The organism is Microbacterium helvum (genome assembly GCF_014779795.1).
In the GTDB taxonomy this organism is placed as follows: domain Bacteria; phylum Actinomycetota; class Actinomycetes; order Actinomycetales; family Microbacteriaceae; genus Microbacterium; species Microbacterium helvum.
The window spans coordinates 230,355-253,150 of record NZ_JACXZS010000001.1 but is presented as its reverse complement, the minus strand read 5'-3'; the positions used below and the strand labels follow the sequence as shown (position 1 = coordinate 253,150).

Annotated in this window: 21 protein-coding genes and 1 tRNA gene; 17 read left to right on the top strand and 5 right to left on the bottom strand. The window is 69.5% G+C overall.

Translation table 11 applies throughout. The features are described 5' to 3' along the window. Positions 1–23: 23 nt before the first annotated feature. Positions 24–1,319: an isochorismate synthase gene (locus tag IF188_RS01230; protein WP_318152703.1), complete on the bottom strand. Its 1,296-nt coding sequence runs from the start codon at positions 1,317–1,319 to the stop codon at positions 24–26. Positions 1,320–1,341: 22 nt separating this feature from the next. Here IF188_RS01230 and IF188_RS01225 point away from each other — a divergent pair, with 22 nt between their 5' ends. From IF188_RS01225 to IF188_RS01205, 5 genes are all read left to right on the top strand, one after another. Next, entirely contained in the window at positions 1,342–2,037 is a 696-nt protein-coding gene (locus IF188_RS01225) for a DUF402 domain-containing protein (protein WP_191169956.1), read from the top strand. A gap of 9 nt (positions 2,038–2,046) precedes the next feature. Continuing rightward, positions 2,047–2,808 (top strand): demethylmenaquinone methyltransferase, encoded by a 762-nt coding sequence (locus IF188_RS01220; protein WP_191169955.1) that lies wholly within the window; start codon positions 2,047–2,049, stop codon positions 2,806–2,808. A gap of 9 nt (positions 2,809–2,817) precedes the next feature. Then, complete coding sequence (locus tag IF188_RS01215) at positions 2,818–3,873, top strand: polyprenyl synthetase family protein (protein ID WP_191169954.1); 1,056 nt, start codon at positions 2,818–2,820, stop codon at positions 3,871–3,873. A 78-nt stretch (positions 3,874–3,951) separates the two neighbouring features. Further along, on the top strand, positions 3,952–5,325 hold the full coding sequence (locus tag IF188_RS01210) for an FAD-dependent oxidoreductase (RefSeq protein ID WP_191169953.1): 1,374 nt from the start codon (positions 3,952–3,954) through the stop codon (positions 5,323–5,325). 64 nt (positions 5,326–5,389) lie between these two features. Continuing rightward, positions 5,390–6,394 (top strand): alpha/beta hydrolase, encoded by a 1,005-nt coding sequence (locus tag IF188_RS01205; protein WP_191169952.1) that lies wholly within the window; start codon positions 5,390–5,392, stop codon positions 6,392–6,394. Between the two features lie 258 nt (positions 6,395–6,652). On the opposite strand, the gene IF188_RS01200 is transcribed toward IF188_RS01205, so the two are convergent. Continuing rightward, entirely contained in the window at positions 6,653–7,144 is a 492-nt protein-coding gene (locus IF188_RS01200) for a hypothetical protein (RefSeq protein ID WP_191169951.1), read from the bottom strand. A 239-nt stretch (positions 7,145–7,383) separates the two neighbouring features. On the opposite strand from IF188_RS01200, the gene IF188_RS01195 reads away from it, so the two are divergent. Continuing rightward, complete coding sequence (locus IF188_RS01195) at positions 7,384–9,471, top strand: LuxR C-terminal-related transcriptional regulator (RefSeq protein WP_191169950.1); 2,088 nt, start codon at positions 7,384–7,386, stop codon at positions 9,469–9,471. A 9-nt stretch (positions 9,472–9,480) separates the two neighbouring features. On the opposite strand, the gene IF188_RS01190 is transcribed toward IF188_RS01195, so the two are convergent. Further along, the gene (locus IF188_RS01190; protein ID WP_191169949.1) at positions 9,481–9,804 is read right to left on the bottom strand and encodes a carboxymuconolactone decarboxylase family protein; all 324 of its coding nucleotides are present in this window, start codon (positions 9,802–9,804) and stop codon (positions 9,481–9,483) included. 238 nt (positions 9,805–10,042) lie between these two features. Between IF188_RS01190 and IF188_RS01185 the strand changes: the two genes are divergently transcribed. The 4 genes from IF188_RS01185 to IF188_RS01170 all read left to right on the top strand — a co-directional run bounded on the left by IF188_RS01185 (position 10,043) and on the right by IF188_RS01170 (position 12,646). Further along, on the top strand, positions 10,043–10,456 hold the full coding sequence (locus IF188_RS01185) for a DUF7144 family membrane protein (protein ID WP_191169948.1): 414 nt from the start codon (positions 10,043–10,045) through the stop codon (positions 10,454–10,456). Positions 10,457–10,468: 12 nt separating this feature from the next. After that, on the top strand, positions 10,469–10,918 hold the full coding sequence (locus tag IF188_RS01180) for a DUF6325 family protein (protein ID WP_191169947.1): 450 nt from the start codon (positions 10,469–10,471) through the stop codon (positions 10,916–10,918). A gap of 1 nt (position 10,919) precedes the next feature. Further along, a complete protein-coding gene (locus tag IF188_RS01175) occupies positions 10,920–11,069 on the top strand; it encodes a hypothetical protein (protein WP_191169946.1) in 150 nt (49 codons plus the stop codon). Between the two features lie 107 nt (positions 11,070–11,176). Continuing rightward, entirely contained in the window at positions 11,177–12,646 is a 1,470-nt protein-coding gene (locus IF188_RS01170) for a DUF1254 domain-containing protein (RefSeq protein ID WP_191169945.1), read from the top strand. Between the two features lie 85 nt (positions 12,647–12,731). On the opposite strand, the gene IF188_RS01165 is transcribed toward IF188_RS01170, so the two are convergent. After that, positions 12,732–13,220 carry a YajQ family cyclic di-GMP-binding protein gene (locus IF188_RS01165; RefSeq protein ID WP_191169944.1) on the bottom strand — a complete coding sequence of 163 codons (489 nt, stop codon included), beginning with the start codon at positions 13,218–13,220 and terminating at the stop codon, positions 12,732–12,734. Between the two features lie 279 nt (positions 13,221–13,499). Here IF188_RS01165 and IF188_RS01160 point away from each other — a divergent pair, with 279 nt between their 5' ends. The 7 genes from IF188_RS01160 (at position 13,500) to IF188_RS01130 (ending at position 21,085) form a co-directional block, all read left to right on the top strand. After that, the gene (locus IF188_RS01160; protein ID WP_191169943.1) at positions 13,500–14,732 is read left to right on the top strand and encodes a sugar ABC transporter substrate-binding protein; all 1,233 of its coding nucleotides are present in this window, start codon (positions 13,500–13,502) and stop codon (positions 14,730–14,732) included. A gap of 83 nt (positions 14,733–14,815) precedes the next feature. Beyond that, the gene (gene malF / locus IF188_RS01155) at positions 14,816–16,423 is read left to right on the top strand and encodes a maltose ABC transporter permease MalF (protein WP_191169942.1); all 1,608 of its coding nucleotides are present in this window, start codon (positions 14,816–14,818) and stop codon (positions 16,421–16,423) included. A 115-nt stretch (positions 16,424–16,538) separates the two neighbouring features. Continuing rightward, positions 16,539–17,435 (top strand): sugar ABC transporter permease, encoded by an 897-nt coding sequence (locus IF188_RS01150; protein WP_191170292.1) that lies wholly within the window; start codon positions 16,539–16,541, stop codon positions 17,433–17,435. Between the two features lie 101 nt (positions 17,436–17,536). Continuing rightward, positions 17,537–19,426, top strand: coding sequence for a glycoside hydrolase family 13 protein (locus IF188_RS01145; RefSeq protein WP_191169941.1), 1,890 nt, complete (start codon positions 17,537–17,539; stop codon positions 19,424–19,426). A 76-nt stretch (positions 19,427–19,502) separates the two neighbouring features. Beyond that, positions 19,503–20,003 carry an FBP domain-containing protein gene (locus IF188_RS01140; protein ID WP_191169940.1) on the top strand — a complete coding sequence of 167 codons (501 nt, stop codon included), beginning with the start codon at positions 19,503–19,505 and terminating at the stop codon, positions 20,001–20,003. Beyond that, the gene (locus IF188_RS01135) at positions 20,000–20,911 is read left to right on the top strand and encodes a PfkB family carbohydrate kinase (RefSeq protein WP_191169939.1); all 912 of its coding nucleotides are present in this window, start codon (positions 20,000–20,002) and stop codon (positions 20,909–20,911) included. Before IF188_RS01140 ends, IF188_RS01135 begins: the two co-directional genes overlap by 4 nt. An 89-nt stretch (positions 20,912–21,000) precedes the next feature. Next, positions 21,001–21,085 (top strand) — tRNA-Tyr (locus IF188_RS01130). A 51-nt stretch (positions 21,086–21,136) separates the two neighbouring features. Here the strand turns inward: IF188_RS01130 and IF188_RS01125 are convergent. Further along, positions 21,137–22,729, bottom strand: coding sequence for a phytoene desaturase family protein (locus IF188_RS01125; protein WP_191169938.1), 1,593 nt, complete (start codon positions 22,727–22,729; stop codon positions 21,137–21,139). Positions 22,730–22,796 lie beyond the last annotated feature (67 nt).

Genomic DNA, 22,796 nt, shown 5'->3' with positions numbered 1-22,796 from the left:
CCCGGCATCCGCTCGCCCGGGGCTCAGGCGAGCGCGTCGACGATGGGGCGGAACTTCACGCGCGTCTCGAGCAGCTCGGTCTCGGGGTCGCTCGCCGCGACGATTCCCGCCCCGGCGTGCGCGACGACGGGGATCGTGTCGGAGTACTCCGCATACCGCCGGGCAGGCGCCGCGCCGACCTGTGCGCAGCGCAGCGCGATCGCCCATTCGCCGTTGCCGTCGCCGTCCACCCAGCCGACCGGGCCCGCGTAGCGTCCGCGGTCGAAGGGCTCGAGCCGGCGGATCGCGTCCAGGGCGGCCGCGGTCGGGGTGCCCGCCACCGCTGCGGTGGGGTGCAGCGCCGCGACCAGGTCGAGCGACGAGGCGTGGTCGGCGAGGTCGCCGGCCACGTCGGTCGCGAGATGCCACAGGTTGGGGAGCTTGAGCGTGAACGGCTCGGGGTCGGCGCGCAGGTGGCTCGTGTGCGGGCCGAGCGCGTCGAGCACGCTCTGCACGGCGAAGCGGTGCTCGCCGAGGTCCTTGTCGCTGTGGGAGAGGGAAGTGGATGCCGCGGCGTCGTCGTGCGCGTCGGTCCCGCGCGGGATGGTCCCGGCGAGCACGCGGGCCGTCACGACTCCGCGCGACGCGGTGACGAGCGTCTCGGGGCTCGCGCCGATCATCCCGTCGACGGCGAAGGTCCAGGTGTCGGGGTAGTCGTGGGCGAGGGCACGGACCAGGCGCCGCAGGTCGGCGCCCGCCGGGATCGTGCCGACGAGGTCGCGCGCGAGCACCACCTTCTCGAGCTCGCCGGCGCGGATCGCGTCGACGGCCGCGCGCACCGCCGTCTGATACGCGGCGGGATCCATCGTGCCCGGGCCGAGCGTCGCCGACCAGTGGGGACCGTACGGCGTCGGCTCGACCGAGGGCTCCGGCAGGTCGAAGGAGGAGCGGATGCGGGTGATCCAGGAGCGTCCGCGATGGCGGCCGACGACGGCCTGCGGCACGATCAGGCGGCTCGTGCCCGAGGATCGCTCGTCGAAGACGAGCGTCCCGAACGCGACCAGGCCCGACCCGGGCAGCCCCACCGGATCGTCCACTTCGGCGGTCGCGGCGATGTGGCGCCATGCGTCCGCGGGTGACGGCATCCCGTCGCGGTCGATGCCGGGGGGCAGATGAGGTCCGTTCTCATACCCGCCGACAGACCCGATGCCGACGATGCCGTCGCCGCGGCGCAGCCATGCCAGCGGCTCATCGGGCGAGGCGTAGGCGAGCAGGTCGTCGACGTGCTCGATCTCGCGGGTCTCGACCACCAGCTGGGGCGGGCGGCGCGCAGATGTCACCCCTCCACCCTAGACTCGCCGGGTGACCGACGCCGCCGACGCACAGCCCCGCCCGCCCCGCTCCGATCGGCCCGCGGTGGGCACGCCGCTGCAGTTCCGGTGGCGCAAGTGGGACGGCGGACCCCACTGGGTCGGCGATGAGATCTACCTGGGCAGCGACCGCTGGGGGGACTGGCTCGGTCAGCCGGCGGGGTGGCGCAACGTGCGCCCCGGCCGCGAGTTCCCCGCCGAGCACGACAGCGTCACGCTGATGCCGCCGAGCGGCGAGTACGCCTATACGCACAACGCCGCTCCGCACCCGACCCGCGTGTACATCGACGTCGCGTGGGATGTCAGATGGGATGCCGGCGTCCCGACGGGCATCGACATGGACCTCGACGTCGTGCGGCGCGAGCCGGCAGAGCCTTACGTCGACAGGGAGGGCGTGCTGCGCAACCCCGGCGATGTCTACATCGAGGACCGCGACGAGTGGGACGAGCACCGTGTCGCCTACGGCTACCCGCTCGACCTGGTCGACAGGCTCGAGGCCGTCGCCGTCGACCTCGAACGCCGCGTCCGCGCCGCCGAGCCGCCGTTCGACGACGCGACCGCCGCCGGTTGGCTGGCCGCGCTCGCCGCTCTGCCTCCGGTCGAGTCGCCGGAACGCGTGACGTTCCCCGACACCGCGCCCGTGCACGACGACTCCACCGCCGCCGACCCCGCCGACCCCGCCGCCTAGACTCGAACCGTGGCAGCGCACCCCTCCGATCACGACGCCAACCGCGCCGACCTGCACAAGGACCCGTCGCGCGTCAGCGGCATGTTCGACCAGGTCGCGGCCGGCTACGACCGCACGAACACCGTCCTCAGCCTCGGCAACGACAGGTTCTGGCGGGCCGCCATGGTGCGGGCCGTCGACCCGCGGCGGGGCGAGCGCGTCCTCGATCTGGCCGCCGGAACCGCGATGTCGAGTGCGGCGCTCGCCGGTCGCGGCGCCGAGGTGGTGGCCGCCGACTTCTCGCCCGGCATGCTCGCCGAGGGCGAGAAGCGCTACGGTCCGAAGGCGCCGGGTGGCGGCATCCCGAATCTCTCCTTCGTCGAGGCGAACGCGACGGCCCTGCCGTTCGCCGACGACGAGTTCGACGCCGTCACGATCTCGTACGGGCTGCGCAACGTCGACGACCCGAAGAAGGCGCTGCGCGAGATGCTGCGCGTCACCAAGCCCGGTGGTCGGCTGGTCGTGTGCGAGTTCTCGCAGCCGCCGTCGAAGCTCTTCCACGGCCTGTACCGCTTCTACAACGACCGCGTGCTGCCGGTGGCGGCGCGGGCGGTCAGCTCCAACGCCGAGGCGTACGACTACCTCAACGAGTCGATCCGCGACTGGCCCGACCAGCGCCGGCTGTCGGCGTGGATCCGCGAGGCGGGGTGGACCGAGGTCGCGTACCGCAACCTGACGCTCGGCATCGTGGCCCTGCACCGCGCCGTGAAGCCCGGCGGCGGGCCCCGGTAGGCTGGCAGGGTGACACCGACCGTGCCGGGCTCGCGCATCGCGGGCAAGCTGGGCTTGACCGACCGCGTCTTCGCGGGCGCGCGTTCGCGCGGCCTGCGCAAGACCGTCGAGGCGGGCCTCGAGCGCGTCGACCTCGCCCTCGAGAACGAACTGCACGCCACGGACGCCCTGGCCGATGCCACCAGCCGCTACCTGTACGACGCCGGCGGCAAGCGTGTGCGCCCCATGCTGGCGCTGCTGACCGCCCAGCTCGGCGACGGCGCGACCGACGAGGTCATCCAGGGCGCCACGGCGCTGGAGATCACGCATCTCGGCTCGCTGTACCACGACGATGTGATGGATGCCGCCGACAAACGCCGCGGCGTGCCCAGTGCCCACGCGGTCTGGGGCAACAGCATCGCGATCCTCACCGGCGACCTGCTGTTCTCGCGGGCCAGCCAGATCATGGCCCGCAACGGCGACCGCGCCATCCGCCTGCAGGCCGATACCTTCGAGCGCCTCGTGCTCGGTCAGATGCACGAGACCGTCGGCCCGTCCGACGACGACGACCCCGTCGCGTTCTACCTGCAGGTGCTGTCCGACAAGACGGGTTCGCTCATCGCGGCGGCGGCCCAGGCGGGCGTGATCTTCTCGAACGGTCCCGAGGAGTTCGAGCAGCCGATGGTGACCTTCGGCGAGAAGGCCGGCGTCGCCTTCCAGCTGCTCGACGACGTGATCGACCTGTCGGCCGATCCCGGTGAGACCGGCAAGGTGCCCGGTACGGACCTGCGCGCCGGCGTGCCCACGATGCCGTACCTCGTGCTCGCGCAGCGAACGGACTCCGAGGCTGTCGCGCTGCGCACCCGCATCGACGAAGGCGTCGCGCAGATCGCCGACGGCGCCGATCCGGCCCTTCTCGACGAACCGCTCGCGCAGCTGCGCGACCATGACGCGACCCAAGCCACCCTCGACCTTGCGAACACCTGGTCGCACGAGGCGATCGACGCCCTCGCGCCCCTGCCGGACGGCGCCGTGCGCGAGGCCCTGACACGGTTCGCGCAGGCCGTCGCCGACCGCTCCAGCTAGCTCTCTCTGCGTTTCGTCCCGCTTCGCTCGCTCAAGGACCGGGGCGCCCGGGCGGACCGGTACGTGAAAGGAACCCCCATGACCAAGCTCCGACTGGCGATCGTCGGCGCGGGCCCGGCGGGCATCTACGCCGCCGACATCCTGCTCAAGGCCGAGCGCAAGTTCGACGTCTCGATCGACCTGTTCGAGCAGCTGCCCGCCCCCTATGGGCTGGTCCGCTACGGCGTGGCTCCCGACCACCCCCGCATCAAGGGCATCATCACGGCCCTGCGCGAGGTGCTCGACCGCGGTGACATCCGCATCTTCGGCAACGTGCGGTTCGGTGAGGACATCACGCTCGACGACCTCAAGCACCACTACAACGCCGTGATCTTCGCGACCGGCGCGATCCATGACACCGCCCTCGACATCCCCGGGATCGACGCCGTCGGGTCGTACGGTGCCGCGGACTTCGTCAGCTGGTTCGACGGCCACCCCGATGTGCCGCGCGAGTGGCCGCTGGACGCGGCATCCGTCGGCGTCATCGGCAACGGCAACGTCGCGCTCGACGTCGCCCGCATGCTCGCCAAGCATGCCGAAGACCTGCTGCCCACCGAGATCCCCGACAACGTCCACGCCGGCCTCGCCGCCTCGCAGGTCACCGACGTCCACGTCTTCGGACGCCGCGGGCCGGCGAACGTCAAGTTCACGCCGCTCGAACTGCGCGAGCTCGGCGAGCTGCGCGACGTCGACATGGTCGTCTACGACGAGGACTTCGACTACGACGAGGCCTCGCAGGCGGCGATCGCGAGCAACAAGCAGGTCATGGTGATCGACCGCGTGCTGCAGTCGTGGCGCAAGCGGGACTCGGTCAACAACGCCGGCGGGACGGCATCACGTCGCCTTCACCTGCACTTCTACGCGAAGCCGGTCGAGGTCAAGACCGATGCCGACGGCCGCGTGTCGGGCTTCGTCTACGAGCGCACGCGCCCGGACGGCGAGGGCGGCGTGGTCGGCACGGGCGAGCTGCGCGAGGTGCCCATCCAGTCGCTGTACCGTGCGGTCGGCTACTTCGGCTCGCCGCTGCCGGGCGTGCCGTTCGACAAGAAGCACGGCGTGATCCCCAACCGCGAGGGCCAGGTGCTCAGCAAGGACTCGAACCAGCGCGTCAACGGCGTCTACGCGACCGGCTGGATCAAGCGCGGCCCCGTCGGACTCATCGGCCACACCAAGTCGGACGCGATGGAGACGGTCCGTCACCTGATCAACGATCAGGGCACGTGGTGGCAGCCGGCCGATCCGTCCGAAGAGGCGATCCCCGCCCTCCTCGCCGAGCGGGGTGTGAAGTGGACGGACCTCGACGGCTGGCACCGCCTCGACGAGCACGAGATCGCGTTGGGCGCCCCGCACGAGCGGGCGCGCATCAAGGTCGTGCCGCGTGACGAGATGGTGACGATCTCGCGCGGGGAGTGACCGCTCCGGCGGCCGGTCGCTGAGCCTCTCGTCGCACGCGCATCCCGGCACCTAGGCTGAGGCCATGGCAGGGCCCTCACACGCATGGGTCCCCGACATCCTGGGGAAGCCGTTCGAGCAGCTCACGATGCCCCTCGGCGTCCAGGGGGCACAGGGCGAGCTGGTCGCGACACTGGTGCGCAGCATCCCGAATCCGCTCCTGTCGCTGTTCGCGCCGCTGCGCGATGTCGACGTGCTGTACATCCACGGCTGGTCGGACTACTTCTTCCAGCGCGATGTCGCGCAGTTCTGGACGAGCCGGGGCGCCCGCTTCTACGCTCTCGACCTGCGCCGCTACGGACGGAGCCTCCGCGAGGGCATGACGCCCGGCTACATCGACGCCCTCGAGGACTACGACGTCGACATCGAGGCCGCGCTCGCCGCGATGGGCCAGGGGACGCCGGATGCGCCATCCGCGCGTCGCCTCGTGCTCATGGGGCACTCCACGGGCGGCCTGACGCTCACGCTGTGGGCCTCACGACACCCCGGTCGCGCGGCTGCGCTCGTGCTCAACAGCCCGTGGCTGGAGCTGCAGCTCGGCGCGATCGGCCGGCACGCGCTGGCGCCGCTCGTCGAGATGCGCGCGAAGATCGACCCCCGCGGAGCCCAGCCCGAGGTCGACTTCGGGTTCTACACCCGTGCGCAGGAAGAGATCGGGTCGCTGCCGACGGACCCTCAGCGCGCGATCTGGCGTCCCGATCGCGGCTTCCCGACGGCGCCCGGCTGGCTCGCAGCCGTGATGGACGGCCACCGCCGGATCGCGGCCGGCATCGACGTCGCGTGCCCGGCGTTCGTGCTGCTGTCAGCGCACTACACGACCCCGATCTCGTGGAAGGAGTCGATGACGTCCACCGACTCCGTGCTGTGGGTGGACGACATCGCCCGCGCGGCCACCCTCATCGGCCGCGGCGTCACGATCGCGCGCATCGACGGCGCGATCCACGACGTGTTCCTGTCGCGTCCGAAGCCTCGGGCGGACGCCTTCGCGGCCCTGCGTCGCTGGTCCGACGGCTATATCGCGCACCACTGAAGCGTGCAGTCTTGTCCCCCGAAGAGGGGACAGACTTGGTTGTACCAATCGGGTTAAGCTTGTCGCGAGGCGTCCCCAGCGCCTCAGGGAAGGGACCTCCCCAAGAAACCTTCCCACCGTCGCGTGGTGCCGTTCGCCGGGGGGTGGACGAGCGTGATTGCCCGCGACGCCAGGCCCCGGGTGTCCCCAGCACCCGGGGCCTTCTACGTTGCGCTCAGAGCAGGGGAGTGGATGCCGGGCGCCCGGCATCCACTCCGCTCAGCGTTTGCGCGCGTCGGGCTCGGGTCGGACGAGCGCGCGGATGATCAGCGTGTAGACGGTGAGCGACAGGACGTAGCCGAACACGTACACCACGACTTCCTGCACCAGGAAGCGGCTGTAGTCGAGCGCGCCGTCCACGACTGCCGGTGAGGCGACGCCCACGAAGTAGGCGGCCGTCTGGCCTGCTGCGAAGACCGCCAGCAGGGCGAGCGCCGCCAGGATCGCGAACCAGATGCGGGTGCGCCAGACGCGACCGGTCGACGCCATGGCCGTGGACGAGGTCCAGTCCGGCACCTGGGGGTCGAGCGCCCCGTTGATCTTCGGGATCAGGATGATGGCCGCGAGGAACAGGGCGTTGAGCCACGGACCTCCGAGTGCGGCGAGCCCAGGATCACCCGCGCCGCCGTGCACGAACTGCGGGATCAGCAGCAGGACCAGCACCGGCAGGGTCGCGGCGGCGGCCGAGAGCACGGCCCGGAGAAAGCGCATGAACCCGAGCTTAGGGTGCGGATCGCTCGTCGAACGGCGAGGGCGGTTGTCGGAGTTCACGACGACCCCCTACGATGCGGTGAGTGCCGGAGACGCTCCGCGAATCGGTCCTGGGGGGACGCGATCTGCAAACGGTTCTGCTCGAGAGCAAGACCGAAATCCCACATCCCACGTCGAGTGCTGTCACGCGAACACGCCAGATCAGCGCGGCGCGTGACAGCGGTGCGCGCGTCGTGTCGGTGGCCGCTCCTGCGGGCTACGGCAAGTCGACGATGCTCACCGAGTGGGCCGCGACGGAGAGCCGTCAGGTCGCATGGGTCTCACTGGACCGCACTGACGACGACCCTGCGCTGCTGCTGCCGCTCATCGCCGCAGCCTGCTCGCCGTTCTCGCCGCTGGCGGAGGCGGTCGTGGCGGACATGCGCGGGGTCGGCGCGGGCGCGCTCGGGCGCTCGGCGCCGATGCTGGCGGCAGCCCTCGCCTCGACCCCGGTGAGCTTCGTGCTGTTCATCGACGACGCGCACCTGGTCGCCTCAGAAGAATGCCAGGATGCGCTCGAGGTGGTGCTTTCACGTATCGTGCCCGGGTCGCAAGTCGTCCTCGCCAGTCGGCAGGAGCCGCCGCTCATCGCCCGGCTGCGCGGCACCGGCGACGCATGGGACGTGTCCGCCGCCGACCTCGTGTTCGATCAGGCGGAGGCTCGAGCCGTCTTCACGGCCGCCGGCGTCACCGACGTCGAGGACGACGCCCTGGCCGAGGTCGTGGAACGGTGCGAGGGCTGGCCGACCGGCCTGTTCCTGTGCGCCCTGGTCTCGCGGTCGTCGGCGGGACCGGTATCGGCCGCGGGAAGCGATCGATACGTCGCCGACTACCTCTACCGCGAGTGCCTGGCCCGGCTTCCGGAGGAACTGCAGGCGTTCCTCCGTCGCAGCTCGGTACTCGATCAGCTCTCACCCGAGGTCTGCAACGCCGTGCTCGGCGTCGAGAACGCGCGCGCACTGATCCATCGGGTCGAGACGGCGAACCTGTTTCTCGGCCGCGCGGACCGGAACGGGGAGTGGTTCAGATTCCACGCGCTGTTCCGCGAGTTCCTCCTCGCGGAGCTGGAACGCGCCGAGGGCGCCGCAGCAGTCGCGGAGCTGCACCGACGTGCGGCGTCGTGGCATGAAGCGCATCAGGCGCCGATCCTCGCCGTCGAGCACTGGATCCGAGCCGGCGAGCACGAGCGCGCAAGCGGTCTGGTGGCCGATCTGGGCCTGGGCCTGTACGGGACCGGGCAGGTCGCCACGGTGCGCCGATGGCTGCACGAGCTCGGTGACGACGTCCTGCTGGCGCATCCCGCGCTGATCATCTCGATGACCTGGACGGCGATCCTGCTGGGCGACGTCCGCGCGGGCGAGCGATGGGCGGGAGCCCTCGACGACGTCCGCGCGGAAGACCTTCCCGACGACGACCGGCTGCTGTTCGAGTCCGCACGGGCGATGGTCCGGGCGGCCATGTGCGAGCATGGCTACAAGAAGGTGGGCGTGGACGCCGCATTCGCCTTCGAACACGAGCCAGTGAAGAGCCCATGGCGGGATCAGGCGCTCCACCTGTACGGCATGGCGGCCCTCCTCGCCGGTGACGAGCAGACGGCGCGCGTCGCGTTCGAGCACGCCGTGCCGCTCGCGACGGCGATGGGCAACCCCGATACCGTCATCCTCAGCGAGCCCGAGCTCGCGCTGATCGCGATCGACGCGGGGCGCTGGAGCGTCGCCGCAGACCATGCACAGCGAGGCCTCGATGCGATCGACGCGAGTCACATGGAGGGCTACCCCACGACGGCGCTGGCTCTCGCGGTCGCCGCCCGGGTCGCGCTGCACGGCGGCGACCGCGCCGCGGGTGTGCGCCTGCTGGCACGAGGGATGCGCGCTCGGATCGGATGCACCCACCTGATGCCCTACGTGTCGGTCCGGGTGCGGGTCCAGCTCGCGAGGGTGCACCTTATGCTGGGCGATCGCGCCGCGGCGGCGCACCTGCTGCGGGAGAGCGACGACATCCTCCGGATGCGGCCCGACCTGGGGACGGCCGGTGCGCAGGTCGAGGAGCTGCGCGTGCGGCTGGCCGTCGAGCCGATGAAGGGCGGATCCATTCCGCTCACTCCCGCGGAGCTGCGGCTCCTGCCCTACCTGCAGACGCACCTCACGATCGCTGAGATCGGCAATCGGCTCTTCGTCTCGCGGAACACCGTCAGCTCGCAGCTGGGCTCGATCTACCGGAAGCTCTCCGCGACGTCCCGCAGCCAGGCCGTCGAGAGGGCCGACGCGCTGGGGCTGCTGGGCGACTGAGCGTCGACGTCAGCTGTCGTCGACGCTGAGGTCGTCGCCGTAGCCGAGGGCGACGGCGATCCGCGGTGCCTGCCCGACCACGCGGGGCATGCCGACGATGCCGACGAGTCCGTCGAGGACGGCGATGATCTCATCCGGACTGACGCCTGCCGCCACGGCGTCGTCGACAGCGGCGTGCATCGAGGCATCGGGGGCGGCGACGGCGATCAGCGCGGCGATCCGCACCAGCGCGGCCGTCCGCGAGTCGAGCTGCATCGTCGGCGGGACCGGATCGTTCCGCGCCAGACGTGGATCGTTGATGCAATAGCGCCGCAGCAGCTCTGGTGCGTCCATTCGCTCGTGTCTCTTCCGGTCGCAGGTGTGTTCTTGTCCGTGCCATTCCACGGCGGAACCCCGGATCCCGCACCACACAGACTGAGTGATCCGGCACCGGCCGGCATGTCGGTCGTTCACACGAATCGAGTGATGCGGCCCCGGAGCGGCCGTCGCTACCGTGACGGACGACGGCAGCGGGCCGTCGTGACTTCGTGGGCTTCGGGCTGACGCATCAGCGCTACGAGAGGAAAGAAAAGTGAGCAACAACGACACCACGGTGACCGGCTGGGTGGGCTGGGGCGTCTTCGCCGCCATCGTCCTGCTGATCGCCGGCTTCTTCGACTTCTTGCACGGCCTTCAGGCCCTCATCGGTCCCGACACCGCGTACTTCCTCGGAGAGTCCGGCCTGTTCTCGATCGACGTCCAGAGCTGGGGCTGGTGGCACCTCATCTCGGGTCTGCTGCTGATCCTCGTGGGCATCGCGCTGCTCGCCGGCGCCACGTGGGCGCGCGTCGTCGCGATCATCCTCGTGATCCTCAATGCGATCGGCCAGCTCACGCTGATGGCCGTGCAGCCGTGGCTGTCGATCACGGTGCTCGTGCTCGACATCCTCGTGATCTACGCCCTTACCGTCCATGGACGCGAACTCCGCGCCCGTCACAACGCCTGAACGGACCGAGACATGACTGATCTGGATGACCAGCTGGGCGACGAGCTCGGCCCGATCGACTACATCGTGGTGGAGTTTCCTGCCGGGCAGACCCGCCTGACCGGTGAGGCTGCCGCAGAGCTTGCTGCTCTCGCCGCGAGCAACACCATTCGCGTGCTCGATCTGATGATCGTGTACAAGGCCGAGGACGGCTCGATCGAAGTCGACGAGGTCGAAGACATCGACGACCTCGGCGAACTCGCTCAGATCGAGGCCACGCTGGCGGAGGTGCTCGCGGAACAGGACCTGATCGACATCGCCGCCGCGATGGATCCCGGGAGCGCCGCCGCTGTTCTGGTGTGGGAGAACACCTGGGCCGCGCCGTTCGCCGTGGCGGTGCGTCGCAACGGCGGACAGCTGATCGCTTCGGGCCGCATCCCGACCCAGGCGCTCATCGCATCGATGACGAACGAAGGAGAATGACATGCCCATCGGAATCGGACGCGTGGGCCGCGTCGGCATGATCGGCCGGCCGGTGGCGCGCACAGCAGCCGTCGTCGGGACGGCGAAGGTCGTGTCGAACGGCGTCGACCGCCGTCAGGATCGCAGACAGGATCGGCGCGAGCGCCGCTGACACAGCAAAGCCCGGGCGAGGAACGCGATGCCGTTGCACGGCGCCTGCTCCTCGCCCGGGGCATTCTTCGTCGTGGCCGAGCCCGGCGAGCCGATCGAGGAGACCCCATGAGCACCGGCATCGAGCCTGGTTACAACACGCCCGTACCTGCGCAGATCACGACCCCGGATCGGGTCTCGACCCGGATCGGCGACCTCGACTTCGCCGACGGCGTGCCGACGCCTGAGACCACGACGAGGCTGTTCGACCACCTGGACTTCCTGCGCGGAGTCGAGGTCTTCCTCAACTGCATCCCCGCGGCGTCGCTGGAGGCTCTCCGGCGTGGTGTGGTCGCCTCGGCCGGTGACGCCTGTCACAAGGGCGCCATCACGGATCGGATGCTGGACTCCAACCCGCTGTTCCTCACCGGCAACACCGACACGGTGTACGCGATCCTGATGCTCGACATCGAGCGTGACGGACCCACCGTCATCGAGGTGCCGCCGGGAAGCGGCCCCGGCACCGTCGACGACGCGTGGTTCCGCTTCGTGGTCGACCTCGGCGCCCCCGGTCCTGACCGCGGTGCGGGCGGCACGTACCTCATCGTCCCGCCGGGCTACGACGGGGAACGTCCCGACGGCTGGTTCGTCGCAGAATCGCCGAGCGCCGTCAACCTGGTGATCCTGCGCGGGTTCCTCGTCGACGGCAAGCCTGACACCGCCGTGCAGCTGTTCGAGAACGGCGTCAAGGTGTATCCGTTCTCGGCACGCGACGATCAGCCCCCGATGCAGTGGACCTCCATCTCGGGCGAGGTCGTCAACACGGTGCATTCCAACGACTTCAGCTTCTTCGAAGAGGTCGCGCACGTCATCGCGAAGGAGCCGGTCGATCTCATCGATCCTGAGACCCGCGGCTTGCTGGCAGCGATCGGGATCACCAAGGGCGGGGCCTTCGCGCCGGATGACCGGATGCGCCGGATCCTGACCGACGCGGCCGCCGTCGGCAACGGCACCGCTCGAGCCATGGGGTTCCGCTCGCGCGAGGCGGACTTCTTCATCTACGACGACCGACGGTGGGTCAACCCCTTCCCCGGCGGCGACTACCGTTTCTTGCGCAACGGAGGCGAGGACGGCCGTTTCCTCGACGCGCGCACCACGTTCTTCTACCTCGCGACGGTGAACACGCCGGCGATGGCGCTGAAGATGGTGGGCAAAGGCTCCCAGTACGCGCTCGCGACGCTCGACGTGAACGACGATCCGCTGGACGGCGCCAAGACGTACCGCCTGCGCATTCCGGCGAATGCGCCGGCCGCGGACTTCTGGTCGGTCGTCGTGTACGACCCGCAGACGCGCTCCGAGCTGCAGACAGGTCAGGCGCTGCCGAGTCGCAACAGCAAGCGCGATGCGCTCACGTACAACGACGACGGCTCGGTCGACATCGTGTTCGCGCCGCAGGCGCCCGAAGGGGCGGGCGACAACTGGGTGCAGACCGTGCCGGGCAAGGGATGGTTCGTGCTGCTGCGGCTATACGGGCCCCTGGAGCCCTGGTTCGACGGCAGCTGGAAGCCCGGCGACATCGAGCCCTCAAGCGACAGCTGAGTTGTGGTGCTGACGGCTCGTTCACCGCAGATGACCGAGGGAGTGGATGCCGCGGCTCGCGGCATCCACTCCCTCGCGGTCTCCGTCAGCGGTAGTTGACGAATTGCAGATCGACGTCCAGGTCGGCCGCCTTGAGCAGGCGCTGGACCTCCTGCAGGTCGTCGCGCGACTTGGACTGCACGCGCAGCTCGTCGCCCTGGATCTGCGACTTCACGGACTTCGGGCCTTCGTCGCGGATGATCTTGGAGATCTTCTTCGCGTTCTCGGACGAGATGCCGTCCTTGATCGTCGAGGTGATGCGGTACTCCTTGCTGCCGGCGACCGGATCGCCGGACTCGAGGCTCTTCAGTGAGATGCCGCGCTTGATGAGCTTCGACTGGAAGACGTCGAGCACAGCCTTCGCGCGTTCCTCGGTGCTGGCCTTGATGAGCACAGCCTCGCCGCTCCACTCGATCGAGGCGTTCGTGCCCTTGAAGTCGTAGCGCTGCTCGACCTCCTTGCGGGCCTGGTTCAGAGCGTTGTCGGCCTCCTGGTGGTCGACTTTCGAGACGATGTCAAAGGAGCTGTCAGCCATGCCGGGAATTCTATCCGCGGGCGTCGGACCGTGCGCGGGAAGTGGGGGAGAGGTGGATGCCGCTGCAAGCGGTTCCACGCAGACATGGGCATGCAAGCGGTTCCATGAGCGTGCGCAAAGTCACGGCGAGATATCGATCGAGGGCCGGTGTTGCCATATATCGCCTGTCGATGCAGAATGTAAGCGCTTGCAATCGCAGCGAAACGAGTCGAACCCCGCACTGTCGCGCCCCGGCAGTGCGGCCGGACTCACTCAGTACTCCAGAGAGGCACTGCACCGATGAAGGTGAACAAGAAGAGCTGGCTCGCGATCGGCGGCATCGCCGTCGCGTCGATCATCCTCGCGGGCTGCTCGAGCAGCAACGCGTCGGACGACAGCAGCAAGGACGACTCCGACACGACGACGCTGACCGTCTGGGTCGACACCGAGCGCGTCGACGCCATGAAGGGCGCCGTCGCGGCCTACGAAGACAAGACCGGTGTCACGGTCAAGCTCGTCGGCAAGGACAACGCCGACATCAAGGACGACTTCATCCAGCAGGTGCCCACGGGCAAGGGGCCGGATGTCGTCATGGGTGCGCACGACTGGCTCGGCGAGCTGACGACCAACGGCATCGTCGCGCCGATCGAACTCGGCGACTCGGCCGAGGACTACCTGCCCGTCGCGCTGCAGGCGTCGACCTACGAAGGCACGACCTACATGCTTCCGTACGCGGTCGAGAACATCGCGATCCTGCGCAACGCGGACCTCATCCCCGAGCCTGCGACCAGCTTCGATGACATGATCGCCAAGGGCACCGCCGCAGGCCTCGCCACGCCGTTCGTGGTCGAGCAGGGTGTCGAGGGCAACCCGTACCACCTGTACCCGTTCCAGACCGCGTTCGGCGCACCGGTGTTCGGCACCGACGCCGAGGGCAACTACGACCCGACCGACCTGCAGATCGGCAACGAGGGTGGCTTCGAGTTCGCCAACTGGCTGGGTGCGCAGGGTGCCGCAGGCACGCTCAACACCGACGTCGACGCCGACATCGCCAAGACCAAGTTCCTCGGCGGCGAGGCTGCCTTCTGGCTGACCGGCCCGTGGAACGTCAGCGCGGCCACCGACGCCGGCGTCAACGTCGCTATCGACCAGATCCCCAGCCCGACCGGTGAGGTCGCCTCGCCGTTCGCCGGCGTCAAGGGCTTCTTCGTGAGCTCGGAGTCGAAGAACAAGGTCGCAGCGAACGACTTCCTCGTCAACTACATCGGCACCGAGGACGTCCAGCTCGACCTGTTCAAGGCTGGCAACGTCCTTCCGGCGCTGAAGGCTGCCGCCGACACCGCTGCTGCCGACCCGATCGTCGCCGGCTTCCAGAAGGTCGGTGCCGACGCGGTCCCGATGCCCGCGATCCCGGCCATGGGTTCGGTGTGGCAGTACTGGGGCATCGCCGAGGCCGCCATCATCAACGGCGCGGACCCGACGACGACGTGGCAGAAGCTCACGGACGACGTCACGGCCGCAATCAACAAGTAAGTCACTGCGGTCGCATCGACCGCGAACGCGACCGGGACGGATGCCGCCGGCATCCGTCCCGGTCCCGATGATGAGGACGCCCCATGACCGACACCGTCGCCTCTGAGACTGGCGAGAAGACGCCGCCACAGACGCCGCGTGAGCGCAGCGCCGCACGCATCGCCGACGCCGCGAGCGGCAAGACCCGCTGGCTCGTGCTGAAGATCGCGCTGCTCGCGATCGTCGACGCCGTCGCCCTTTACGCCGTCTTCGTGCTCTTCCTGCACAACGAGTGGCTCGTGCTCGCCGTCGTGGCGGCAGTCACGATCGTCGTCAACTGGATCTACTTCTCACGCAAGCGGATTCCCGCCAAGTACCTTGCGCCCGGCATCATCCTGCTCGTCGCATTCCAGATCTTCACTCTCGTCTACACGTCTTACATCGGCTTCACCAACTACGGCACCGGCCACAACGGGTCGAAAGACCAGGCGATCGCGTCGCTCATGCGCTCGTCGCTGGTCCGGGTCGAGGATTCACCCACCTACGACGTGAGCGTGGTCGAGCGCTTCAACGAGCTCGGCCTGCTCGTCACCGACCCGACCGACGGCGAAGTGTCCCTCGGGACGAACACTCAGCCGCTCGAGCCGGTCGATGTGACCGCAGACGACACGGTCGACGGATGGGCCACGCTGACCTTCGCCGACGTGCTGCGGCGCAGCAGCGAAGTGGAACAGCTCGCGGTTCCGTTCAGCGACGACCCCAACGACGGGGCGATCCGCACACAGGACGGACAGAAGGGCTACCTGTACACGTCGACTCTCGCGTACGACGCCGACGCCGACACGATGACCGATCTGACCACCGGCACGGTCTACGCCGACACCGGCGAAGGTGCGTTCACCTCCGAGACCGGTGAGCAGCTGATGCCCGGCTGGCAGGTGTTCGTCGGCTTCGACAACTTCGTGCGTGCGGTGACGGATGCCTCGATCCGAGGTCCGCTGCTGGCCGTCACTGCATGGACCTTCGTGTTCGCCGCACTGTCGGTCGCAACCACGTTCTTCCTCGGACTGCTGCTCGCGCTGGTGTTCCAGAACAAGCGCATGCGGTTCAAGAACGGCTACCGAATCATGATGATCCTGCCCTACGCGTTCCCCGCGTTCCTTTCCGCGCTGATCTGGGCCGGCATGATGAACAAGAGCTTCGGCTTCATCAACCAGGTGCTGCTCGGGGGAGCCGAGATCCCCTGGCTGACCGACCCGGTGCTGGCCAAGGTGTCGGTGTTGATCGTGAACCTCTGGCTCGGCTTCCCCTACATGTTCCTGGTGTGCATGGGTGCGCTGCAGGCCATCCCCGAAGAGGTCAACGAAGCCGGGGTGATGGATGGGGCGAACCCGTGGCAGATCTTCCGTCGCATCAAGCTGCCGCTGCTGCTGGTGACGGTCACGCCGCTGCTGATCGCATCCTTCGCGTTCAACTTCAACAACTTCAACCTGATCTACATGCTCACCGGCGGCGGACCGCGGTTCGAAGACGTGTCGATTCCGGTCGGACATACGGACTTGCTGATCTCGATGGTCTACAAGGTGGCGTTCACCGGTCAGAACCGCGACTACGGACTCGCGTCGGCGTTCACGATCTTGATCTTCATCGTGGTCGCGGCGATCGCGATCCTCAGTTTCCGTAAGACCAAGGCCCTTGAGGAGCTGAACTGACATGGCTGACGAACAGGACCGACTCCCGCACCCGGACAAGACGGTGGCGCAGAACGCCACGCTCGCCGTCTTCGCAGGCGGCACCGCCGAACAGTTCGAGACGGCCACGGCGGGGATGACGCCGTCCGCTCCCGCAGAGCGCCCGGCTCGTCGCCGGTCGTTCGGCCGGTGGTTCGCCGACACCGGCTGGCGCCACGTCGTCGCGATCGTCGTATCGGTGTTCGCGATCTTCCCGCTGTTGTATGTGCTGTCGGCGTCGCTCAACCCGAACGGAACCCTGATCGGCAGCAATGCGCTGTTCTCGCAGGTCGGGTTCGACGCCTACGTGCGCATCCTGACCGATCCGTCGGTGCCGTACCCGACCTGGTTCCTGAACACTATGATCGTGGCGCTCGTCACCGGATTCACGATGGTGTTCATCGGCGCCTTGGCCGCATACGCGTTCTCGCGGATGCGCTTCACCGGACGGCGCGTCGGCCTCGTCACGATCGTCGTCGTGCAGATGTTCCCGCAGCTGCTGGCCGTCGTCGCGATCTTCCTCATGTTCAGCGCGATCGGCGACTGGTTCCCCGCGATCGGCCTGAACACACTGAGCGGACTGATCCTGATCTACCTGGGTGGCGCGCTGGGCGTGAACACCTACCTCATGTACGGCTTCTTCAACACGATCCCCAAAGAGCTCGACGAGGCCGCCAAGATCGACGGCGCCGGTCACGCCCGCATCTTCTTCACGATCATCCTGCGTCTGGTCGCGCCGATCCTCGCGGTCGTGGGCCTGCTGGCGTTCATCGGCATCGTGAACGAGTTCATGATCGCGAGCGTCATGCTGATCGACTCCGACAAGCAGACGCTTGTCGTGGGTCTCACCAAGCTGGTGTCGAACCCCCGCTATTCGGACTGGGCGGCGTTCTCGGCTGGTGCCGTGATGGCGGCCATCCCGGTCGTCGTGCTGTTCCTGTTCCTGCAGAAGTACATCGTCGGCGGCCTGACGGCCGGGGCGACCAAGGGCTGATCGATCGGATGCCGCATCCGGCATGCCCGGGATGCGGCATCCGCGTTCATCCGCGTGTCGCAGGTGCGTGCGATCATGACACCCTCACGAAAGGTCGGCGCATGACGAGTCTGCAGCCCCACCACGACGGATCCCCGCTGTATGTGTCGGACGCGGCGCCCGCTCTCGGCGACGTGGTGCAGGTGCGCCTGCGCGTGCCGGCAGGCTACGGCCCGCTCGCCGCCGTGCGGACGCGGTCGAACCCCGATCACGAGCCGGAGTGGACGGATGCCGTCCTGCTCGGCTCGGACGGCGCCTGGGACTGGTGGCAGGCGCCGGTCACGGTGCGCAACCCCAGGCACGGCTACCGCTGGGTGCTTCTTCATGAGGACGGCCGTGTCGAGTGGCTGAACCAGACCGGCCTGCACGGCATCGAGACGCTCGACGCCGAGGACTTCGCGCTGGTCGCGACCCCGGCCCCGCCGGCCTGGCTCACCTCGTCGGTGATGTACCAGGTGTTCCCCGACCGGTTCGCGCGGTCCGCGCAGGCCGACGACCGGCCGACCCCGGACTGGGCGATGCCTGCCGCGTGGGACGAGCCGGTGAACCCGGTCGTGCCGGCCCGCTCCCACCAGTTCTACGGCGGCGACCTCGACGGCGTCGTCGAGAAGCTCGACCATCTCGTCGCGCTCGGCGTCGACCTGCTGTACCTCACCCCGATCTTCCCTGCGGCCTCGAACCACCGCTACGACGCGTCGAGCTTCGACCGCGTCGACGAGCTGCTGGGCGGCGACGAGGCGTATCTGAGGCTGATCGAGGCGGCGCATGCTCGCGGCATCCGCGTCATCGGCGATCTGACCAGCAACCACTCCGGCGATCGTCACGAGTGGTTCCGCGCCGCGTACGGGAACCCGGGGGCGCCCGAGCAGGAGTTCTACTACTTCACCAACGACGACAACACCGCGTACGAGTCGTGGCTCGGCCATGACACGCTCCCCAAGTTCGACTGGTCGTCGCAGGAGCTGCGCCGCCGGTTCGTCGAGGCGCCCGACTCGGTGGTCGCGAAGTGGCTGCAGCCGCCGTTCTCGATCGACGGCTGGCGCATCGACGTCGCCAACATGACCGGGCGCCTGGGAGCGGTCGACCTGAACGCGCAGGTGCGCGACCTGCTGCGCCGGCGCATGCACGAGATCAACCCCGACGCGATCCTGCTCGGCGAGTCGACGAACGACGCCGCGAGCGATCTGCAGGGCGACGGCTGGCACGGCGCGATGACCTATCCGTCGTTCACGCGCCCGGTGTGGGGCTGGCTGTCCGAGCCCACGCACGCGCCTTACGTCGCATGGGACGGTTCCACGCAGACCGAACCCTGGTTCTTCACCCAGCCGATCGGCGGCATCCCTCGCTATACCGCGCGTCAGTTCGTGGATGCCGTCGTGCGATTCACCGCCGGCATCCCGTGGCGCGTGCGCCTGGGCAACATGCAGCCGCTCGACACGCACGACACCGGCCGCTTCGCGACCAACGCGGCACCCGGCGCGGTGCCGGTCGCGGCGGGGCTCATGATGACGCTGCCGGGTCTGCCCGTCGTGTTCGCCGGTGACGAGTTCGGCCTCGTCGGCGTCGACGGGGAAGCCAGCCGCACACCCATGCCGTGGGGTACCGAGTCTGCTCCGGCGGTGGCGGAGCGGATCGCGCTGTACCGCGACCTGATCGCGCTGCGCCGCGCCCATCCGACGCTGTCGACCGGCGGCCTGCGGTGGGTGCACGTCGACGACGACAGCGTCGTGTTCGTGCGCGAGTCCGCCGACGAGACGCTGCTCGTGCTGGCGGCGAAGGGCGATGTGGATGCCGTCGTCCCCGCGGGCGCGCTGCCCGGTGCCGTGGCGGCCGAGGCCGTGTACGGGGACGCGACGCTCGGCGTCGGCGACGACGGATCGGTCGTGCTGTCAGCCGAGGGCCCGGCGTTCGCGGTGTGGGCGCTGCCCGGCGTGGTGGTGCCCGGAGCCTGACCCCGGTCTCGCGAGCCGGCGCAAAAAGGTGGCGGCGAGGATCGCTGTTCGTAGACTGGGGCGGCGAGGAGGTGCCATGCGCCCGCTGACCGAAGAAGACGTGCGTTCGTCGTTCGTGAACGCCTCACCCGACGAGCTGAGACTCGTCGCCCTGCCGGCCGATTTCGTCCTGACGGATTGGGATCACCTCGACTTCCTGGCGTGGCGGGATCCGCGCACGCGCGGCCGCGGCTACGTCGTGGCTGAGATCGACGGTCGCCCTGCCGGCATCGTGATGCGCGCCGCCGAGGGGTCGTCGCATGCGCGTGCCGCGATGTGCAACCTGTGCCACACGATGCAGCCCGCCGATCAGGTCGTGATGTACACGGCGCGCAGGGCCGGGGATGCCGGAGCCCACGGCGACAGCGTCGGCACGTACATCTGCGCCGACCTGTCGTGCCACGAGAACGTGCGGCTGGCCGCCCCGCTCGCGCCCAACGAGGTGCGGGCGAGCGTCGACCTCAAGATCGACGGCACGAGGCGGCGCACCGAGGCGTTCGTGGGCCGCGTGCTCGAGACGGCGGGCGTCCGCCGATGACCGTCGTGGTCGTCGGCGATGCGCTCATCGACGAGCTGCGCGACGACCACGGCGTGCGCGAGTTCGTCGGCGGTGCAGCGCTCAACGTCGCGGTCGGCCTGTCGCGGCTCGGCATCCCGGCGACGCTCATCGCGATGCTCGGCGACGACGAGCCGGCGTCGCGCGTGCGTCGCTACCTCGACGACTACGGCGTGAGCCTCATCGCGACGCCCTCGCTGTTCGGCACAGCCCGCGCCGTGTCGACCCGCACCGGACGCGGCGAGCCGAGCTACGTCTTCAACGAGGCCGCGCAGAGGCGTCGCATCCGGTTCGGCGAGGCCGAGCGTGCGGCGATGTCGACTGCCGACTTCGTGGTCGTCAGCTGCGTCGCGCTCGACGACGACGAGCAGACGGCCGAACTCGCCGACGCCATCGCCGAATCCGGCGCACGACTCGCCCTCGACCCCAATCCGCGCTCGGGAATGATGCACGACAGGGCGCAGTTCGTCCGGGGATTCGAGGCGCTCGCCGCCGGGGCGGCGCTGGTGAAGGTCGGCGAGGACGACGCCGACCTGCTCTACGGCGATCGCCTCGACGTGCTGCGGGCCCGACTGATCGACCTCGGGGCGAAGTCGGTGCTCGCGACCGAGGGCGCCGCCGGCGCCACCCTCGAAGCAGGTGAGGTCGTGGTCACCCGTCCGATCTCGAACCTGCCCGGGCGCATCGTCGACACGATGGGGGCCGGCGACGCCGCGTTCGCGGCGACCGTCGCCGCCCTGGTCGCCGGTGCTCCCGCGGACGACGAGGCGTGGGAGGCGGTGCTGCAGACCGCGATGGATGCCGCCGCCGCGACGTGCCGGTTCGAAGGCGCCCTGCTGCGCACGCCGAGCGCGCTGAGCGGTATGGATCTGGACCTGCTGGGCACGTGAGAGGGCTCGATTTCTGACCTCGCCGATCTACGCGTAAGATTGTGGATCGCGCCTCCGATCGACTGGAAAAGCCGGGCGGGTGCGCACCTGGCGAGTTACCCAAGCGGCCAAAGGGATCTGACTGTAAATCAGCCGTCTTAGACTTCGGGGGTTCGAATCCCTCACTCGCCACCAACGTGAACGCCCCCTCGTGGGGCGTTTCGTGGTCTCCGGGCTGGATCCGAGTCAGCGCGCCAGCAGGGCCAGCGCCGCCATCGCGGCGTTGTGGCCGCCGATGCCGCTGACGGCGCCGCCGCGACGGGCACTGGAACCGCACAGCAGGACGCGCTCGTGCGCGGTCGCGACGCCCCACGCGCGAGCGGGGGAGTCGAGCGGTTCGTCGTCGCCGGCCCACGGCCAGTCCAGCCCGCCGTGGAAGATGTCGCCGCCGACCATGCCGAGAGACCGCTCGAGGTCGAGGGTCGTGCGCGCCTCGAGGCACGGCTCGCCGTCGGGTGCGCGGAACAGCACGTCGCGCAGCGGCTCCGCGAGCACCGAGTCGAGACTTGCCTCCGCCGCAGCGAGCAGCTCGGCGCGGCGCGCGTCGGGGGCGGCACCCGCAATCAGCCGGTGCGGCACCTGCAGGCCGAAGAGCGTGAGCGTCTGCGCGCCGGAGGCGCGCAGCGCGCCGCCGAGGATCGACGGGTCGGTCAGCGAGTGGCAGTACACCTCCGCCGGAAGCGGGGACGGCACGCGACCGGCGGTGGCATCGTCGTGGGCGCGGTCGAGCTGGGTCATCGTCTCGTTGATGTGGAAGGTTCCCGAGAACGCCGCAGCGGCATCCACGGAGGTGTCGCGCAGCCGCGGCAGCCGCGAGAGCAGCATGTTGACCTTGAGCTGGGCGCCCTCGGGCGCCGCGGCCGCATCCGCCGAGGAGCCGGTGCCGGCGGCATCCATCAGTCTCTTCAGCACCGCCTCGCCGACGCCGCTGAGCACCAGCCGGGCACGCACGACCGACTCGCCGTCGCCGATCGACACCTCGCCGTCGGGGCTGACCGCCGTGACCTCGGCGCCGGTCACGAGCTCGGCGCCCGCGCACAGCGCGGCATCGCGCAGGGCACCCGACACCTGGCCCATGCCGCCGATCGGAACGTCCCAGTCGCCGGTTCCGCCGCCGATGACGTGGTACAGGAAGCACCGGTTCTGCCGCAGCGACGGGTCGTCGGCGGTCGCGAACGTCCCGATGAGCGCGTCGGTCAGCGCGACCCCGCGTGCCAGCTCCGTGCGCAGCGACGCGCGCAGGTGCACGCCGAGCGGTTGCTCGACGACGGCGCTCCACAGGGCGTCGTCGCCCACGGCCGCGCGCACGTCGGCCGCGCGCGGCAGCGGTTCGGTCATCGTCGGGAACAGCGTGCGCGCGAGGGGAGCGAGCCGCTCGTAGAAGGCCGCGAACCGCCCGGCCTCGCGCTCGTCGCCGGTCGCACGGGCGAACGACTCTGCCGTTGCCGTCGGATCGGCGGTGTCGACGAGCAGTCCGTGCTCGGGTGCATCCGGGTCGGGGGTGTACGACGAGATCCGTCGTCGGCGCAGCCGGACGTCGAGCCCGAGGTCGTCGATGATGCGACGAGGCAGCAGGCTCACGAGGTACGAGTAGCGCGACACCCGCGCGTCGACGCCGGTCCACGGGCGCTCGGACACCGCGGCTCCGCCGACGTGCTCCAGCCGTTCCAGCACGGCCACGCGGTACCCGGCGCGGGCGAGATAGGCGGCGGCGACGAGGGCGTTGTGGCCGCCGCCGACGATGGCGACATCGACGTCGCGCGACCGTGCGCTCTGCATCGGCTCATGCTAGCCGCGCGCATCGCGTGGACGGAGGGACGGATGCCGTCGCCATGGCGGGCGGGAT